The sequence below is a fragment of the Spiroplasma ixodetis genome (genome assembly GCF_059729505.1).
This window is the reverse complement of sequence record NZ_AP038353.1, coordinates 1,065,728-1,081,794: the sequence shown is the minus strand read 5'-3', so window position 1 is coordinate 1,081,794 and position 16,067 is coordinate 1,065,728. Positions and strand designations below refer to the sequence as shown.

Below are 16,067 nucleotides of genomic sequence, written 5' to 3'. Positions count from 1 at the left end.
CCTATAATAAATATAGGTTTTTTTCTTTATTTTAAAGGATAAAAATGATATAATTTATTAAAGCGATTATGTTATTTATTAACATAAGTTACAAGGGAATTTATGAAAAATTTATTAACAAGGGAGCGCATTTAAAATGAATAATTTTAATGTTGATAAAAAAGAGACTTATTCTTTTGAAGAATTACAAGATATATTAAAACAACAAAAAAAATGTTGTATTTGCAGAAGCAAAAGATGAAGTAATTAAAAAAGAATTAGAACCAACAAAAAATAAATTAAATGAATATGAAACAAAAATAAAAGAATATGAAAATAAAATTAATAGTTTTGAAGAGCAACAATTATTTTCAAATATTAAAGATACTAAAAAAGTAAATTTAATTAAAAATTTAATGAGTACTGATAATTATAAATCTTTATCTAAACAAGAAGAATTTAATAAAATAAATGAAGATTATAAAGATTTTTTAATTGATAAAACAGAATCTATTAAACAAGAAAATAAACAACAAGATAATTCAATTAATACTACTGATTTAATTTTAAAATTACATAATAATTCATTAGACCATTTTAAAATTGCTCAAGATTTAAAAAATAAAGCAATAACACAAGGAATGACTAATCAAAAAGAATTAGAAGATTTAGTTGAAATTACTAGAAATGAAGCCTTTGAATCTATTGGTAAATAGAAAGAAGTTTTATTATGGGAGCAATAAAAATACCTGAAGCATTTTTTATTAAAGGTAATAATCCAACAGAAAATGCTATTTTAAGTGTACTTGAATCCCAAGTACGTGGTGAATTAACAAGTGAAAAATCAACAATGTTTATGCGTGGAACTTGTAGTGCTTCTCAAATTGGTGAAATGGCTGGAGTTGGTATTGCAATATATCGTGCAACAGTTCGTGTATTATGAGGTTCAACATGAGATGTAAAAAGTGGTACTAAAAGACAAATTGGTGATGTTTATACAACTAAATTAGAAATTAATAAATATTTAACAATTGATTTTGAAATTCCAGAATTTGATATTGAAATATTTATGAAAGCACCAAAAGATATTGCAGTACAAATTGTTTCAAATTGAACAGCTTCATTTATGAGAAATTTAGGTGAAAACTTAGAATTAATATTTTTAAATGGTATTCAAGATTATGCTGTTGCTAAATCATTAGTATTACCTTTAGATTTAATTAATATGAATGCAGAACAAGCAAAAGAAGCTTATTATAAAATTTGAGCAAGAAATAATAAATTAATTAAATTATTAAATTATATTACTGTAGGAACTAATAGAGAAGATTTAATGGGAGCAACTGGAATTGATAGTAATTTAGGTTTATCAAAAGCATTTACTGTTTTAAATTATAGTCAAATTTCAGCAGATACATTAGCATATGGTAGAAGATATACAAGTTTAATTGCTGGTATGGAATTTTGAGAAAGTTTTTATTTAGAACAAGAATTTATTCATGATACTGAAAAAGCAATGCATTTAGAAAATGATTATAATTTATCAAATACACATGGTTTTGTAGTTAATAGATATATGTGAGGTATGCCTATTTCATTTACTAAAATAAGACAAAAATTAGATAATGATACAGATAATATTAAAATTATTGGTAAATGTTTATTTGCATTACCAAGCGCTATTAGACCTAATTTAATGTATTTAATTAGACCAACTATGCCTACAGTTGAAGAAATAAAAGAAGCAAGAGCAAAAGATTTTTTAACTAATCATAAAAATGAAAACGCAACTTATCAATCAACTTTATATGATGATATAAATAAATTAAATTTAGAAGATGTTATTTATTATAAAAATTTAGGAAAAATTACTATGGCTGGTGATAAACCTACTAATGATGAATTAAAAAATGCAATAGTAAATGCTGGTAATCTTGGTTATGAAAAAGGTAAAAAAGTATAATTTAGTAATATTACATCAATAAGTGCAAAAATTAATGGTGCAAAAGATAGTCCTGATTATTATGGAGTAGTAAATTTAGAATTTACTAAAAAATAATTATGGAATATATTTATAAATATTTTGATGATTATTATTTATTCACCTAAACCAGAAGATTTAACTAGTAGTAATGATTTAAGAGCAATATTATTAGATGAATATCCTAAATTAAGAAATGATTATTTTATAGTAAGTGATGTACATGATAATTTTGCAATATGTGTTGGTAATAATATAAATTGTCAAGGAACAGTTAGAATTCAAATTAAAAAAAATAATCAATTATTAAAAGGAGAAAATAAATATGCCACAACATACTGACACTACACCATTGAGTAATTATACTTTAACTAAATTAATTAGAACTGGAATAAGTCCTATTTGTGCAATTATTGGTACAAGTGCTTATTATGGTCAAGTAATTGTAAATCCAGTATTAGGTTCAATTAATAGTTTATTATTTGGTAAAAAATTAGGAATTGATATATGAAATCTAAATCAAATGCCAAGTTTAAAAATTAAATTATTAAATTCAAGTAAAAAGATAGTATTAGGTTTAGGAACAATTGGTTTAGCAAATTATAGTAAATTTATTAACTCTTCCATTAATCCTAATCAAACAGAAAATCCAATAACAACTAATACTGTTGACCCATTTTCACCAGATTTATTATTAAGTACTACTAATACTACTGATAATCATTTAATGGATTGAGATACATATATTTCATTAAATGCTTATGGTATTGCTAATCTAATTGCAGGAATTACTGAATTAATACCAAGTAAATTTGAAACCATAAGAAAAATAGCAAATATGGCTACTGGTGGTTGTTTAATTTCAAGTGGTGTAGCTATGGGTATAAATAATGATTTTAATAATGCTTATGCAATTCCTACTATTGTTGCTGGTACTAGTGAAATAATTCATAATTTACTACCTATGGAAACAACTAATCATATTGAAGAAATGCAAGAAACATCATTTACTAATGAACATGCTAATTTAGTTAATGCTAATGTTAATAATCATGGTAGTGATTTTCATGAAGTACCATTAAATTGAGACTATAATAATATGAGTTTATAATGTTACCTTTAATTATTCAATGAATTTATTATGCTTTAGCAAGTAATGATATTAAATTAGCATTAATTAATGCTTTAAAAACTTATTATAAAAATAAATCATTAAAAGCAGTATTTGATAGTGAAAATATTAATGAAAAAGAAATACATCAACCATATAGTGTTTTTAATCCAAATATACTTAAAAAATTAACAACTATATTAAAACCAACTGAATTATCTATATTACAAAATGAAATTAATAAATTTAAAAATTCAATAAATAGTTTTAAAAAATCTATTATGCCAACAGAAATTAGAACTGTTAAAAATTATGTAAATAAATTTGATAATTTATTTAAAGAAAATGAAGAAGAAATCCCGAATAATGCATGAGAATTATTATCAAGTTCATGATTTAAAAAAGGAAGATTTATTGTTGATAATAAAAATTTAAAAATTGGAACTTTAACAACATTATTTCAAAGTGATAATGATAAAAGACAAATATGATATGGTCCATATACTTATCCGACATTTCCACAAGAAATATGAATATTAATGACACAAGCAAAAGGTAAAAATGGTACTGGTGCTGGAACTATATTTTGAAAATTTTGAAATAGAAAATGATTACCAAGTAAATTAAGAAAATATGTTAAAAGTGAATTAGCAAAAAAAGGTAAATATTATGGTTCACAAGATACTAGTGTAATTTATCCAAATAATATTAATGTACAAAAAAACTATGCATTTTATTAATAGATTAGAAAAAGGTTTTTTTAAATTAAAAGAATATAAAACTTTATCTAAAAATGAAATAGGAAGTAATCAATGAAGATATGAAAGAAAACAATTATTAAAAAATTCTTTACATACAAGAAAATATATAAAAATTAAACAAAATTCTAATTTTTATAAAACATGAAAGTAGGTGGTAATTATTATTGAATTAGATAAACCAATTAAACCAATTGGTATATGAAATACTATTAATCCATTAATTAAAGATAATAAAGAATATAAAAATTAAATAAGATTTGATTTAATAAAAATAGTAATCATATAGATAAAATTAAAATTTTAATATCAAATATTTTAAAAATAACTAGTCATAGTCTTGGTATGTTTATAATATTATTTTTTACAATAACACCTTGATTAATACCTAAAATACCAATATCAATGGGAATAGGTAATTATACAAATCAATATAATTTTACTTGACCAGACCATTTAATATTAACTTTATTTCCTATTTTTGGTCATATTGGATTAAACTTAGTAACTAAATTAGGTAATTATGGAAAATTAATTAAATATTTATTAATAATAATACCAATTATTATTACAAGTCATTATTTAATATATCAATATAAAAATATTAGAAAACATAAAAAAGAATGTCAATTATGTAAACAACATTCAAATAAAATACAATTGGAGGAATAAAAAATGAATTTTTCAATAGAATTAATATCAGCAGTAATAGGAGGAGCAGTAGCTAGTGGAATATGTATTACTTTAGCATTTTTATTATTTGGTAAATCAATTAAAAAATCAAAACAATCAAATTTAGCAAAAGAATTAAAAAATAATAAAGAATTAGAAACTACATCAACTGCTAAATTACTTGATAGTTTTAATGTAGAACAAGAACAAATTGATAATTTTGTAATAGCAGAAAAATCTAAAAAGAAAGAATTATCAGAAAAAGATAAAAAGAAAGCAACTAAATTTAAAATTTAAAGGGTTTAAATACCCTTTATTTTACATTAATGAGTAAATTATTATGGCTATTAAAGACTCATTAATGTTTATAACAATTGAAGAATTTAAAAATTGAAATGGTTTTAATAAATTAGAATTTGATGATACTACAACACCAAATAATGAAATTTGATTTGCTATTTCAGTAGCTTCTAATAATATTGATTATTTAAGTGGATATTCTATTTCAAAAAAATGACCAGAAACTACATTAACAGAATTTACTGATATTGTTCAAACTGCAACTGCATATTATGTTAGATTTTTATTAACAAAAGATAGTAATTATATTCGTGGTCAATCAAGTATTAGTCAAGGTGGTATGAATTATAGTAAAAATAATCCTACTGACCCTTATTTTATTGTTCCAGAAGTATTTAATTGTTTAAGAAAAATTAAAGAATATCCAAATATTACTGGATTTAATTTAGATGTTTTACCTAAAAGAAATGATTTTTTTAGTAATTTTTATAGTAATTGTGGAGAAGATAGTTCTTTAACAAGATATTTAGAATTAACAAATTTAAAATCATCAGACCCTAGAACTAAAATTACTATTACTCATCCAAAAAATATTATGGGTTCAGTAGTTGATATTGATACTACTGGTATTAAAACTGATATTGATAATTCATTATGAGAAGTTGATAAAGATAATCTTAATTTTATTAAACCAAAAGATAATAAAGATATTAGTGCTAATGATAAAAGAATTATTGATGTTGGTACACCTACTTTTGAAACTTACGCTACAACTAAAGAATATGTTGATAATTTATTAGATAAAAAACAAGATAAATTAATTGCTGTTGAAAATATTAAAATTGAAAATAATGTTATTAGTGCTACTGGTGGTAAAACTGATTTATCTGATTATTATAAAAAATCTGTTTTTGTAAAAGGATATTTTACATATAAAGATGATAGAGACCAATTATGAATAAATGATTCTTCAGATAGTTTTCTTGCTATTACATTATTACATAATAATAAGTATGAACAATTAAAAACAGAAAGTAAACAAATTATTGAAGCAATTAATGAAATATTAGAAAAACAACCACAACCAAGTCCAAGTGGTTCAAATTGAAAAGAAGTAGGAACAAGATAAAAAAATAAATGAGATAATTGACAAATTACTTATGATTTTATAGTTAATAAACGTTATAGAGTTTATTATTCTTGAAGTATATATAATCCAGTTTATACTATTCAAGAATTTATTATAACTGATAAAAAAATTGCTGGTGTACCAATACAAACCTTTAATGATAGTGCTAATATAGTAATTTTATCAGTTCAACATGCTAAATTGATTACTATTTATATTGGAAAAGGTAATTTAAAAGGTAATGTATGAAAATTAGAAGAATTACAGGAATAATATTATGAATAAAGAATTTACTTATTTACATGAAATTAGTTATTGATTATTAAATAAAAGTGATTTTACTCATAGTGAATATAATTTAAGTGGAAGTAGATATTCAAGTAAAACATATAGTATTGCAGAAGAATTAGCAATATTATTTGCTATTTCAATTAAAAATAATAAATTAATTGCTATATATTGTTTTAGAAAATTAAATAAAGATATTAATGAATTAACTAAAGAAATTGATGAAGCTTTAAATAATATTGGTTTTGATTATAAAGATTATAATTTAAAATATCCAAATAAACAAGCAGATTTTCGTTTTAAAGGTAGTAAATCATTTATTAGAGTTATGGGTGTATATAGTAATTCAAATGATATAATACCTTTAAAAGGGCTTTCTAGAAGTGAAATAAAAGGTATTGATTTAGCAATAGAATGATGTGAAGAAGCAAATGAATTTAGTCAACAAGAATTTCAAGCAATTACTTTTGCATTAGGTAATGCTAAAAAAAACTATTAAAATTAGAAGTTGTAATCCAGATAATATTTATCAATATTTTATTGAATATATGAATAATAGAGTACCTTTTAATTTAGATTTAATGAAAGAAAATAATGAACAAATTAAATTAGTATTTGATAATAATATGTTTAAATTATTTCATTATTCAAACTGAAAATTAAATGAACATAATTTAAAACAAGATAAAATTAATGATTTAGAAGAATTAAAAGAATTAGACCCTATTAAAGCACAAAGTTGATATTATGGAGTACCTAGTGTTTTAACTGGTTCTATATTTGCAAGATATTTAGATAAACTTAAAACTGAATTAGATTTTAATGTTAATGAAATAGTTGGTGTTTTAGATTTAGGTTTTGCTACAATTTCACAAGCTCATCCTACTGTTGCTGTTTTATGTTTTATTGGTGAAAATAATAAAACTAAAAGAATACATCAAGAAAGTTAATTTTATCATAGTAATGCAATAATGCAATTTAAAGATACTTATGAATTAGCAAATAATATTATTGATTATTATTTAGATGAAAGTATTAAATTTCAAGCGATGAAATTTGGATTTACTTGTTATGTTGATTATGGTATTGGTGGATTAGCTGTAATTGATATTTTAAAAAAAGAAGTAGAAAAAAGAAAAATAAATTGATTACATTTTACTCCAGTATATAAAACTACAATGTATTTAAGAGATAGAATTGATTGAGATACTATTTGTATGATTAAAGGTATATTAAGTATTAATTGAAAAAGATGTCCTAATACACATGAAGAATTATCAAAAATGCAATGATTAGCAAAATCTAAATTAGAAAATTCAAATAATGAACCACAAATGCTTGATTTATATGATAATTGTTGAGACGCAATAATGTATGCTTCAATGCATAAAATGAAATGATTAATTAATAATATTAATAATGAATTATTAATTAATAAAAATAAATTTTAGGAGTGATAAAAATGAATAATCCATTAGAATATCTTTCTTGTAATAGAAGAGAATTATATAGTGATATTCCTATGATAATTGCTCAAAAATCAACTAAATTATGATTAGGTAAAGGTTTATTATTTGATAGTGAAAAAGATGATATTTTAAAATATTTTACTAATAAAATTATTAGTGATAAATGATTTGAAAAATTATATAAATTTGTAATTCAAGAAATTTTACTTGGAAAAGTATATATAATGCCTATTATTTATAAAGATAATAGTACAAGTTTAAAAGTATTACCTAATTAATTTGCTGGTAGAGTTGCTAAATATAATGAAGAAGAACAATGTGCAGAATTCTTTTTTATAAATGAACAAGCAGATAGCGCAACATTAACTTGAGTAATTGCTGAAAATGGAAAAATAAGATTTGAAACTTATAAAAATGATAATAAAAATGAAAAAGAAATTATTTTAGGAACAGCACATACAAAATTAAAACCTAATTTAACATCAAAATATAGTTATGAAATTAAAAATCCTTGAAATTATTTACCAATATTAGAAATAACAAATTTACCAATGGTTAATTTTTATGGTAATTCAACAACTTTAAATTCATATCCAGATACTTATCCAGTATGAAATTTAATTGAATATTATCATAAATCTTATACTCAAAGAAATGTTGATAGAGAATTAAATGTTACAACTTTATTTGGTGCATTTGATAATGAAACTGTTAAAAATATGATTGAACATGGAAAAATTATTGATAATCCTAAAAAAAATATTGTAGTTAATGTTGGTACTGCTGGATATAATAAATCTGTTGCTGGTGGTATGGAAGTTATACAAGGTAATTTTATAGCAAGTAATTATATTTTAGATAAAGATGATTTAGGGAAAGATATATGAAATGGTGCTGGTTATGATTATAATGAATTTTCTGGTGTAAATTATGAAAATAAAACTAAATCATTATTTAATAATAAAAATGATATGGAAACTACAGAAACTAAAATAAGTCATTATTCATATTATTTTTATAGATTTTTTGATATGTTATTAATTCATGAAAAATTATGAGATGGTATTGGTGATAGACCTTATAGTTTTAAATTTTTACCTATTGCTATGACTGACCAATTATTAAAACAAGAAATGATTAGTCAAAGATTAGCAGATAGAACAATATCATATAAACAAGCTATTGAAGAATTAGATGAAGTAACAAAACAACAAGCTAAAAAAAACATTATAAAGAAATAATGGAAGAAGATAAAGAAGAAATAAAATTATTAGGAGATAATGAAAATGATACATCAACAAATTCAATTAATGAAACATCTACACATTCAATTAAAAATACAACAATTGCTAATTAAAATATGTAGTTATTGAAAAATATTTCCATTTGTTATAAATAATGGTGCTATACCTTTAACTGAAACTGGTTATAAACCTATTAATAGTAAAATAAGTGATTTTGGACAATATCAATTAATATTAACTGGTAATACTCCAGTTGTATGTATTTGAAAAAATAGTACAAAAATATATCAAAAAAATAAAGGAATTATTAATCCAGATACTCATAAAGTTACAGGTCAAGACCAATATTATACAAAACAATATAAAATTGGTGATTATTGAAATGCTTATTTAATTGATGATACAAGTGGTGTTGATTTTAGTAATTTACCAAATAATCAAATATTTAAAACAGTACAAACTAAAAGACAATATACTTTAGTAATGTTTGAAGAACATATTACAATTGATGATTATTTACAATTTTTTGTTGTATTTAATGATGAAAATGAAAATATTGGTGGTAATAGTGGAAAAAATCAAGATAGACAATTATTATATATTTCAAATGTAACCAATTATTATAGTCCTTATAATGGTGCATTTAGTATGCAAGTATTAACTTTTAGTAGTTTAAATGATAGAGTAATAAGTACTGGTCAAAATACACTTGATTTTGTACAATATGCAAGTCCTGGTAGTGGTTATGCTTTACCCTACTATTAAACAAGGAAAAGTAACGTTAAATCGTACTTTAATGCGTGATATAGGAGTAAGATATAGTCATAGACAATCATATGGATTAGAATTATTAACAAGTTGTTATTATTATGGAAGACCAATAATTCAAGGTCAAGAACCAATTCAACAAAATAATGAAGAAATATTTGAAAGTAAAGTATTTGCTTCAAGAAGATTATTTATTGCTGGTAATAATGAAAAATATACAACTGATATTAAAAATAATGGTGGTTTACTTGCTGGTATAAATGATAAAATAACAACAAGTAGTCATCCAGAAACAACATTTTATAATATTATGGACGCTAAACCTACTGGATTTACTAATTTTAAAAATTTTACAGAATGATTAAAAACTTCATTAAATTTTCAAGATAATTTATTTGTAACAAAAGATTTTAAAGGTATGCTTTCTTTTGATAAAGATAAAGCAAGATTAAGTAATGGTACATCAGTAGGAGAAGCAAAATTCTTTTGAGATAGTCAATAAAATATAAATAATTTAACGGGTAATTATAATGTTGATATGAGTAGTAATTTTAAATATAAAGACCCAGATACACATTTAATTATAGGAAGTCCAACTGTTGATTATAGTAAAATATCACAAAAATATATGTCAGCAATATTAAATTTTAATAGTGTTGTATTTTCTCCATTAATACAAATGCCTTATGATAGTAATCAATGATTACCTTTTGCATTAAGTGATATTCCTTTAATTGGTAAATTATTAAATTCTTTAACATTAGGTATATGAAGTAGTTGAGTTATTATTCAAAATGCTCAACAATATAAAAAAATGTTATATTTTAATGGTTTTATGTCAGCATTTTTTACAAGTAATTTAGAAAGTATTATTGGTATTGGTGGTTTAATTCCTTTAAATGTATTTACAAATGATAATGATTTTACTATTGGTAAATTATTAGGTGCCAATGTTTCAACAACTGCTATGACAATGAAATTAAGTGATAGAGTAAGTATTTATCCATGAGACCCTACTACTGGTAAGAAATTAACTACTAAAGAACAAATATCAACTGTTGATTTATCACAAAAGAAAAATAATAAAGTATATATATTAGCAGAAGATACAGAGTTTTTAGATATAGCTTCACCATTTACAAATGAAGATACTAATTGTCAATGAAATCCTACATCAAATGGAGTTATAGATGGTTCAAATTATGCTTATATTATCGATACAATAGTAACTCAAAGTTTACATCAAGGTGAAGAAAGACATACATTTTATAGTGATAATCCTTTTACTTATCAAGGTGATTATAATGAAATATCAGTTGCACAATTTCGTTATAATAATATGGGATTATTTACTAGTAATATGTTTAACTGATTAACTTTGTATAAATTAAATCATGATGAATATGAAGAAAGTGAAGAAACTACATTTTCATATCCTGCAAAAATATTACCACCAAGTCCACAAAATATAGCAAAATCAATAATTATTAATCCGGATTTAAAAATAGAAATGACAACAAATGATGTATCATTAATTGATACAAGTTCGGTATCATATAAACCTAATTTTAATGTTTGACTTACTAATAATTCAAATAAATTAGTTAATTATGAAGTTGATTTAAAATCATTATTAGACCCTACATTATTAATTAAATCTTTTAATAATTTAAAAAGATATTATAAATCAATAACTATTTATTATGATTATGATATTGAAACAAAAGAAGAAATAAAAAATTCTCATGATAATAAATTAGTAGTATATTCTACAAACGAAACTTTTAGACCGGCAAAAAGTGAAAATATAAGTAAAACTATTGATTTAAAAGATTTAATATTAAGTAATAATAATCCAACAATTAATGAATATAAACAATAATTTTTACATCCAAATGATAATAATGATGAAAATTGATTAGCATATATTTATACTTATAGTAATAATAATTCAATGCCATATAATTTAACTGGTTATGAATTTAATCTATCAGTACATTTTGAAAATTATGAAGAACAGTAAATAAAAATTATGAAACAAATTCATGTATTGCGATGAGTATTGTTGATAATAAAAATCTAAAATGAAATTTTTATTTACAAGCAAATTTAGGTAAGATTGAATGTATAAATGATTGAAAAAACAATTTAATATGGTAATGTTTAGTAATCTGTGTAACTTACAAAAATAACTATGTTTAATTAATTCTAGTAAATAAAATTAAATAACTAGAAAGAGTGAGTTACGTATGTCTAAAAAACAAAATATTAATAATAATGATCCAATATCAAAAGCAGTAGATTTATTATTAGAAAATACTGAGGATTTAACAACCGTATTTAAAGAGGGAGGTTTATATAAATAATTAACAAAAAGATTAGTTGAAAAAATGTTGAATTCTGAAATGCAAAATTATTTAGGATATGAAAAAAATCAACATAATAATAGTGATAATGCTCGCAATGGTATAAATTCAAAAAAATTAATAACCCAACAAGGTAAAATTGAGATTAATGTACCACGAGATCGTAATAGTAATTTTGAGCCAGTAATAGTTGCAAAAAGACAAAGAAGATTTGATGGTTTTGATCAACAAGTTCTTTCATTATATGTCAAAGGCATGACTTTATCAGATATTAGAATGCAGTTACAAGAGTTATATCATGGTGCTACTATTCCTGATAGTGTTATTAGTCAAATTACTGATGATGTTATTGATGATGTTAAAGCATGACAAAATCGGCCATTAGAAAGTGTTTATCCGATTGTTTATTTTGATTGTATAGTAGTTAAAGTACGACAAGATAAACGCATTATTAACAAATCAGTTTATATAGCATTAGGAGTTGATTTAGAAGGTAAAAAAAGATGTTTTAGGTTTATGAATTAGTGAAAATGAAGGTTCTAAGTTTTGATTATCTAATTTCACAGAAATGAAAAATCGAGGCTTAAATGATATTCTTATTGCTTGTAGTGACAATTTAACAGGAATGTCAGAAGCAATACAATCAGTTTATCCTAAAACCGAACATCAATTATGCATAGTTCATCAAATTAGAAATAGTTTAAAATATGTTTCATACAAACATAGAAAATCACTAGTTACAGATTTAAAACCAATTTATAGTGCATGTAGTGAAGAACAAGCAATGCAAGCTTTAGAAACTTTTGAAAGTAAATTAAATAAACAATATCCTCAAATTGCTAAATCGTGATATAAAAATTGATTTAATTTAATGGTTTTTATTAGTTATCCTGCAGAAATCAAAAGAGTTATTTATACAACAAATGCTATTGAATCTGTTAATAGTCAATTACGAAAAGTTATTAGAAATAAAAAAGTTTTTCCAAATGATATAACAGTTTTTAAAATATTTTACTTAGCAATTGAAAATATAACAAAAAAATGAACAATGCCCATTCAAAATTGAAATACAGCAATTGCTCATTTTATGATAAAATTTGAAGATAGAATTAATCTAAACTAGTAAATTTGTAAAACAAAGATACACAGATTATTAAAAAGCCTCTTTAATATATACACATGGCAAAAGATATATCAGTAATATTAAAAATAATATTTATAAAATAATTTTAAATTCAAGATAAAAATTATTTTATATGTTAAAATAATTATGTTTATGATAGATTTTTTTATGGAGTACTATTATATGAAAAATATTTTAAAAAAAACAAAATTTAAAGAAAAAAAAACATGATTAATAGTTATTAGTTTTATTTATTTAATTATATCAATTTATTATTTAGGAACATTAATATATTGAGATAAGTTTTATGATAATGTAATTATTATTACTGATGATATGAGTAAATATTTTAGTAGCGGAAGAATGTTTTTAATTAAAATGTTATCTTTATGATTTGTGGTTTCTATTGGTTTTTTTATAGGTTGAGTAATTTTAAAAGTTACAAAAAATAAGATAAAATCTAACCAAAATAATATTCCCCCACAATCTTAAATATTAATGTATATTTTAAAAATACTTACCTAAGGGGTTAGAAAAGGTAAGTTATTGATGTTATTGTTATTCATCTCATAGTTAGAATTAGGTTGGCACCTAATTAAAAATTTACCAATTAAGGTAACTTTTTTGTTTCTAAATTTATTATAAACTTGTTATATTATTTGTAACAAAATTTGTATTATTAATTATTGGTAAATTTTGTTCATTATTAATATTTTTTGAAAAATCATCTGTTCATTTAAATATATTTTTATTGTTTAAAACTTTTTCAGAATTTAATTCTACATTAGTTACATTTTCATTATCAACAAAAATACTTCTTTTACTTCTTTCAGAATAATCATTATATAATTTAATTCCAGAACCATATTTAAGTCAACATTCAAGACTAGCTGCAGAAGCTCTTCAATCTAAATATTGAAAAAGTATAAATTGAAAATAATAATTTTCATTTTCTCAAAATCAAGTAAATCCAACTTTTTGTTTTCCAAAAACTCTTGCTGAAGAATCATAATCATCAATATGTTGAAGAACAATATTAGTATATTGTTCAGCTTCTGCTGGAGAAATATTATCATTAACTTTTACATTTCTAATTATATCGAGAAATTTATAGTTTTTATCATACATAAAATACAAAAGATCATAAGTATCTTCTGGTTTATGATTTTTGGTTTGACCATCATAAATTCAACTTCCTCATTTTATTCTTACTCCTCATCCATCAGAATAAACATCACCTAAAAATTTCAGTCTATTATAATTTTCAATAGGATTTATTTTTCCTAATTTGAAAGTATAAATTACTTTTTGTCTAATTACAGAGTTTGTTGGATCAAAATACATATTTTGATTTTGATGTGCAAGTCCAGTTCAATAAAATTCTTTTGGTTCTATTTTTATACAATATAGAATATTATTTGAATTTCTTCTATTTAGTTTTTGATTATTGTTATATTGACTGTTTAAACAACTTCTTACAATATTATTAATATTTTGTGTTATTTCATTTACTCTGGCTCTACCGAGAAGTATACGTATACCTCCTAATGCAGCAATACTAACCAAATTTGCTAAATTACCATTTGTTCTAAAATTATTTATTATATTGTTAGTATACGCACCTCAAGATGTTACAATTCTATGATAAAAATCTCAAGAACTTCTTTCTGTATTTGAATTAGAAATATTTCTAAGCACTGTTTGAAAACGCATACTTTCTGATGTTGCTAAAATTATAAGTGATAAACTATTTCTTAAATTCGCTGTATTTTGTCCATGTATTATTCCTCCATTTCTATTTCAATTTATTACATCATTAAAAAATTGAAAAATATTGTTTAAACTAATACTGGCTGTATCTGATCCCCTTCTAAGAGAATGATAATCTGAACTAAAAGTTAAATCAATATTTCTATTTACATTATTTATAGTTGTTATTGTAGCATAAAGAAAATAATAATAATTGTTATTTATAGCAAAACCATCTAAATATAAATCATTTCGTCTAAGTACTAATTCTATTATTTGTGCTGTATTTTGTTGTCTATTATCTTGAATTACTCTAATAGGAATAATTAAATATTGATAATTTGAATCTTAATTCAGATAATATATAGTATTTGTTGTACTTTGGTCATTAAGTTCTCTAATAATATCATTATTAACTAAAATTCTAATAACTTCACTTATTCCTACAGAATAAATTCCTTGTTCATCATTTTCCATCAAATTTATAGTAGGAGTTGTTATATATCTATTATTATTTATTGCTCTTTTAATCTTATTTCTACTTTTTTGATGACGGTGTTTGTGATGTTCATTATGTGTAGTTAAATTACTATTTCATAATGGTAAATTTAATAATGATGTTTGATTGTTTGATAAACTTAATTCTTGTTTTTCTATTAATGTTATATCAGTACTATTTTTGCTAGCTCAATCTTTAATATTTTGATTATCAATTGACTTAGCATTAATACCTTGTGTTTTATCATTAAATAATGGTGCAGATAATACTCATAATTTAAATCAATAACTTGGATTAAAATATTTCATAATTTTATACCTCTTTAATTTTAAACATAAAAACCAATTTACTTTAAAATTAAATCAATGAGTTAAAAACTTATATTAAGTTTTATGAATTTATTTTACACCATTATTTTATTTATACTTGTTTAAACTTTTTTATAATATTATTTAATTTCTTTTATTTTATTTTTAAATTGTTTTTTATGAAAATAACACATATTAAAAAATTGAATTGTAGTATCTTCTATATTTAAAGTTTTTAAAGTAACCAATGCTTTACTATTACAATCTTTAACAATACATTTCAATAATACTTTTTCTTGTTTTTGTTTTTGCATTATTTCACT

The 16,067-nt window shown here is 22.1% G+C and carries 21 protein-coding genes and 1 pseudogene; 19 read left to right on the top strand and 3 right to left on the bottom strand.

Going from position 1 to position 16,067, the window contains the following annotated elements; translation table 4 throughout:
* The first annotated feature begins 395 nt into the window (after positions 1–395).
* The 19 genes and pseudogenes from AC6I4F_RS07020 to AC6I4F_RS06930 all read left to right on the top strand — a co-directional run bounded on the left by AC6I4F_RS07020 (position 396) and on the right by AC6I4F_RS06930 (position 13,680).
* Entirely contained in the window at positions 396–695 is a 300-nt protein-coding gene (locus AC6I4F_RS07020) for a hypothetical protein (protein WP_497873342.1), read from the top strand.
* Between the two features lie 14 nt (positions 696–709).
* Positions 710–1,942 carry a hypothetical protein gene (locus AC6I4F_RS07015; protein ID WP_497873341.1) on the top strand — a complete coding sequence of 411 codons (1,233 nt, stop codon included), beginning with the start codon at positions 710–712 and terminating at the stop codon, positions 1,940–1,942.
* Between the two features lie 123 nt (positions 1,943–2,065).
* Positions 2,066–2,320, top strand: coding sequence for a hypothetical protein (locus AC6I4F_RS07010; RefSeq protein WP_497873340.1), 255 nt, complete (start codon positions 2,066–2,068; stop codon positions 2,318–2,320).
* Positions 2,286–3,071, top strand: coding sequence for a hypothetical protein (locus AC6I4F_RS07005; RefSeq protein ID WP_497873339.1), 786 nt, complete (start codon positions 2,286–2,288; stop codon positions 3,069–3,071). Before AC6I4F_RS07010 ends, AC6I4F_RS07005 begins: the two co-directional genes overlap by 35 nt.
* Complete coding sequence (locus AC6I4F_RS07000; RefSeq protein ID WP_497873338.1) at positions 3,071–3,811, top strand: hypothetical protein; 741 nt, start codon at positions 3,071–3,073, stop codon at positions 3,809–3,811. Before AC6I4F_RS07005 ends, AC6I4F_RS07000 begins: the two co-directional genes overlap by 1 nt.
* On the top strand, positions 3,798–3,983 hold the full coding sequence (locus AC6I4F_RS06995) for a hypothetical protein (RefSeq protein WP_497873337.1): 186 nt from the start codon (positions 3,798–3,800) through the stop codon (positions 3,981–3,983). The genes AC6I4F_RS07000 and AC6I4F_RS06995 overlap by 14 nt, the downstream gene beginning before the upstream one ends.
* Before the next feature lie 251 nt (positions 3,984–4,234).
* Positions 4,235–4,501, top strand: coding sequence for a hypothetical protein (locus AC6I4F_RS06990; RefSeq protein WP_497874794.1), 267 nt, complete (start codon positions 4,235–4,237; stop codon positions 4,499–4,501).
* A gap of 3 nt (positions 4,502–4,504) precedes the next feature.
* Positions 4,505–4,798, top strand: coding sequence for a hypothetical protein (locus AC6I4F_RS06985; RefSeq protein ID WP_497873335.1), 294 nt, complete (start codon positions 4,505–4,507; stop codon positions 4,796–4,798).
* Positions 4,799–4,841: 43 nt separating this feature from the next.
* A complete protein-coding gene (locus tag AC6I4F_RS06980; protein ID WP_497873334.1) occupies positions 4,842–5,930 on the top strand; it encodes a hypothetical protein in 1,089 nt (362 codons plus the stop codon).
* Positions 5,931–6,207: 277 nt separating this feature from the next.
* Positions 6,208–6,717 carry a hypothetical protein gene (locus tag AC6I4F_RS06975; protein ID WP_497873333.1) on the top strand — a complete coding sequence of 170 codons (510 nt, stop codon included), beginning with the start codon at positions 6,208–6,210 and terminating at the stop codon, positions 6,715–6,717.
* A gap of 49 nt (positions 6,718–6,766) precedes the next feature.
* Complete coding sequence (locus tag AC6I4F_RS06970; protein WP_497873332.1) at positions 6,767–7,168, top strand: hypothetical protein; 402 nt, start codon at positions 6,767–6,769, stop codon at positions 7,166–7,168.
* Between the two features lie 21 nt (positions 7,169–7,189).
* Positions 7,190–7,669, top strand: coding sequence for a hypothetical protein (locus AC6I4F_RS06965; RefSeq protein WP_497873331.1), 480 nt, complete (start codon positions 7,190–7,192; stop codon positions 7,667–7,669).
* An 11-nt stretch (positions 7,670–7,680) separates the two neighbouring features.
* Positions 7,681–7,965, top strand: a complete 285-nt coding sequence (locus AC6I4F_RS06960; protein ID WP_497873330.1) for a hypothetical protein — start codon at positions 7,681–7,683, stop codon at positions 7,963–7,965.
* A 273-nt stretch (positions 7,966–8,238) separates the two neighbouring features.
* The gene (locus tag AC6I4F_RS06955; RefSeq protein WP_497873329.1) at positions 8,239–8,928 is read left to right on the top strand and encodes a hypothetical protein; all 690 of its coding nucleotides are present in this window, start codon (positions 8,239–8,241) and stop codon (positions 8,926–8,928) included.
* Between the two features lie 45 nt (positions 8,929–8,973).
* Positions 8,974–9,696, top strand: a complete 723-nt coding sequence (locus tag AC6I4F_RS06950) for a hypothetical protein (RefSeq protein WP_497873328.1) — start codon at positions 8,974–8,976, stop codon at positions 9,694–9,696.
* On the top strand, positions 9,671–10,201 hold the full coding sequence (locus AC6I4F_RS06945) for a hypothetical protein (protein WP_497873327.1): 531 nt from the start codon (positions 9,671–9,673) through the stop codon (positions 10,199–10,201). The genes AC6I4F_RS06950 and AC6I4F_RS06945 overlap by 26 nt, the downstream gene beginning before the upstream one ends.
* A gap of 36 nt (positions 10,202–10,237) precedes the next feature.
* The gene (locus tag AC6I4F_RS06940) at positions 10,238–11,581 is read left to right on the top strand and encodes a hypothetical protein (RefSeq protein ID WP_497873326.1); all 1,344 of its coding nucleotides are present in this window, start codon (positions 10,238–10,240) and stop codon (positions 11,579–11,581) included.
* Between the two features lie 367 nt (positions 11,582–11,948).
* A pseudogene (locus tag AC6I4F_RS06935) lies at positions 11,949–13,188 on the top strand (IS256 family transposase).
* Between the two features lie 183 nt (positions 13,189–13,371).
* Positions 13,372–13,680 (top strand): hypothetical protein, encoded by a 309-nt coding sequence (locus tag AC6I4F_RS06930; protein WP_497873325.1) that lies wholly within the window; start codon positions 13,372–13,374, stop codon positions 13,678–13,680.
* A gap of 147 nt (positions 13,681–13,827) precedes the next feature.
* On the opposite strand, the gene AC6I4F_RS06925 is transcribed toward AC6I4F_RS06930, so the two are convergent.
* From AC6I4F_RS06925 to AC6I4F_RS06915, 3 genes are all read right to left on the bottom strand, one after another.
* Positions 13,828–15,210: a ribosome-inactivating family protein gene (locus AC6I4F_RS06925; RefSeq protein WP_497874682.1), complete on the bottom strand. Its 1,383-nt coding sequence runs from the start codon at positions 15,208–15,210 to the stop codon at positions 13,828–13,830.
* A 75-nt stretch (positions 15,211–15,285) separates the two neighbouring features.
* Complete coding sequence (locus AC6I4F_RS06920; protein WP_497873324.1) at positions 15,286–15,744, bottom strand: hypothetical protein; 459 nt, start codon at positions 15,742–15,744, stop codon at positions 15,286–15,288.
* Between the two features lie 140 nt (positions 15,745–15,884).
* On the bottom strand, positions 15,885–16,058 hold the full coding sequence (locus AC6I4F_RS06915) for a hypothetical protein (RefSeq protein ID WP_497873323.1): 174 nt from the start codon (positions 16,056–16,058) through the stop codon (positions 15,885–15,887).
* Positions 16,059–16,067: the final 9 nt, after the last annotated feature.